The following is a 2,310-nucleotide window of genomic DNA, read 5'->3' as shown; positions in this document are numbered from 1 at the left end:
AGCAGGTGTCCCTGGCTTCATATTTACTCTCCAGAAAATCTTTTTCGCATTTAAAACTTTTATAACCTCGTGCATAATATCCTTTTTACCTACAGAAACTCCACCTGTAGTAAATACTACATCTATAATATCTATAATTTTTTTAATTTCATTTGCAATTAAATTTTCATCATCACCTAAAACTTCAGCCATGACTACTTCACAGCCTAATTCTTCTAGTCTAGAGGCTATCATTCTTCTATTGCTGTCATAAATTTTACCTTCAGCAAGACTTTTTCCTCCACATACAACCTCGTCACCTGTACTTATCAAGGCTACCTTTGGTCTTCTTATTACCTTTATATTTTCGTATCCCATAGATGCTATCACACCTATATGTATATTGCTTATTTTTTCTCCTTTTTGTATTAATCTACTGCCCTTTTGTATATCCTCACCTTCAAAACAGTAGTTTTGGTGGTGCTTTACTTCCTCATATATTTTAACTGTATCCATGCCATAATCAGTAGATTCTTGTCTTATTACACAGTCACATCCTTTTGGCAATTTTGAACCTGTCATGACTATCACAGCCTCATTTTTGCCTAGCTTTTTATGTGTATATCCTCCAGCAAGTATTTCATCTATAACCTTTAATTTTACTGGATTTTGTTTGCTTGCACCCTTAATATCCTCTGATCTTAGAGCATAGCCATCTAATGGCGAACGATCAAAAGGAGGTTGATTAATTGGTGCAATTATATCTTCTGCTAAGATCCTACCTCTAGCATTTTCTATACTTATTTCTTCTACTTCATCTATGGCTTTAACAGAATCACAAATCAATTTTACAGCTAATTCAAGCTCTATACCTACCATATTTATCCCTCCCAAAAAAAATGCTATATAACCTATTATTTAAAAAAATAGAAAATATAGCATTATTAATAAAAGGTATTTTATATACCTTTTTTGCATAATTTTCTCCTTTTCAAACAACGGATGGCCACAACGTTTCCATTGTAACCAGAAGCAATTTTTTAATCACTTGGCTCGACATCATAGATTTACTCCTTAGATGTTTTCGCTCGGAGACTATTCAATTTTTAAGTTTCTTTCATATCTGCAATATTTTTAATTCCACCCGATAATATGATTTCTTCCACCCATAAAATCAACTATCAAATTTAAATATCACATATATCTCGAACTTTGAGTTAATTTTAACATAACAAATACTTTTTTTCAGTTGTATAAATAACTATATAGGCAACTTTTACTATATTAAGATAGCCAGCACCTATATTTTCTAACATTTATAGGTGCTGACACCTAATTACTTTTTGATTTTAAAATAAATTTTTAACACTTGTTCTATGCTTTTTCTACTTTTACAGCACAAACTTTGTATTCTGGTATTCTTGCATATTTATCTAATGCAGCATTTGTCAACCAGTTACAGTTTCCATCTGGGAAGTGGAATGGCATCCAAGTTTCACCTGGAGATACTTTTGTTCCAACACGAGCAGTTGTTTCGATTTCACCACGTCTTGAAGAAACTTTTACTCTATCTCCATCTTTAACTCCTATAGCTTCAGCATCTTTTTCATTCATTTCTATAAATGATTTACCAGCTATTTGCATTAAACCTTCAGTTTTACCAGTCATTGCTCTTGTAGTGTAATGATATAGTATACGTCCAGTCATTAATATAATTGGATATTCATCATCTGGCAATTCCGCAGATGGAATGTATTCAGCTGGATAGAACCAACCTAATCCTCTAGTAAATTTACCAACGTGCATTATTGGAGTTCCTGGATGATCTTTACTTGGACATGGCCATTGTAGTCCACCTTCTCTGTCAAGTCTTTCATGGCTTATACCACCAAAGCTTGGAGTTAATGAAGCTATTTCATCCATTATTTCAGCTGAAGTTAAATGAGGTTGTGGATATCCCATTTTATTCATTATGTCTATGAATATATCAGTATCTAGTCTCATTTCACCTTCTAATTCTACAGCTTTACGTACTCTTTGAACACGTCTTTCTGTATTAGAGAATGTACCTTCTTTTTCAGCATAACTTACACCTGGTAATATAACGTCAGCATATTGAGCAGTTTCAGTCATGAATAATTCATTCATTACGAAGAAATCTAAGCTTTCTAATGCTTTTATAACGTGATGAGTATCAGGATCAGTTACTATTGGGTCTTCACCGAAGATATAAAGTCCTTTAATTTCTCCTTTTATTATAGCAGGGAATACATCTGTTGCATGTTTTCCTGGATTAGGATTTAATTTAGTTCCCCAAGCTTTTTCAAATTT

2 protein-coding genes and 1 riboswitch are annotated in these 2,310 nt (G+C 32.8%); both genes read right to left on the bottom strand.

Annotation, left to right across the window (positions count from 1 at the left end; genetic code table 11):
• On the bottom strand, positions 1-858 hold an 858-nt coding region (locus MR593_RS11170; RefSeq protein ID WP_290692886.1), incomplete at its 3' end, for a molybdopterin molybdotransferase MoeA.
• A gap of 89 nt (positions 859-947) precedes the next feature.
• A riboswitch (molybdenum cofactor riboswitch) is annotated at positions 948-1,085 on the bottom strand.
• Positions 1,086-1,353: 268 nt separating this feature from the next.
• A partial coding sequence (locus MR593_RS11165; RefSeq protein WP_290692884.1) for a molybdopterin oxidoreductase family protein occupies positions 1,354-2,310 on the bottom strand: 957 nt, incomplete at its 5' end.

It is taken from the genome of Intestinibacter sp., assembly GCF_022780145.1.
Classification (GTDB): domain Bacteria; phylum Bacillota; class Clostridia; order Peptostreptococcales; family Peptostreptococcaceae; genus Intestinibacter.
Note: the sequence above shows the minus strand (reverse complement) of the source record. Positions and strands in the feature narration are given on the sequence as shown.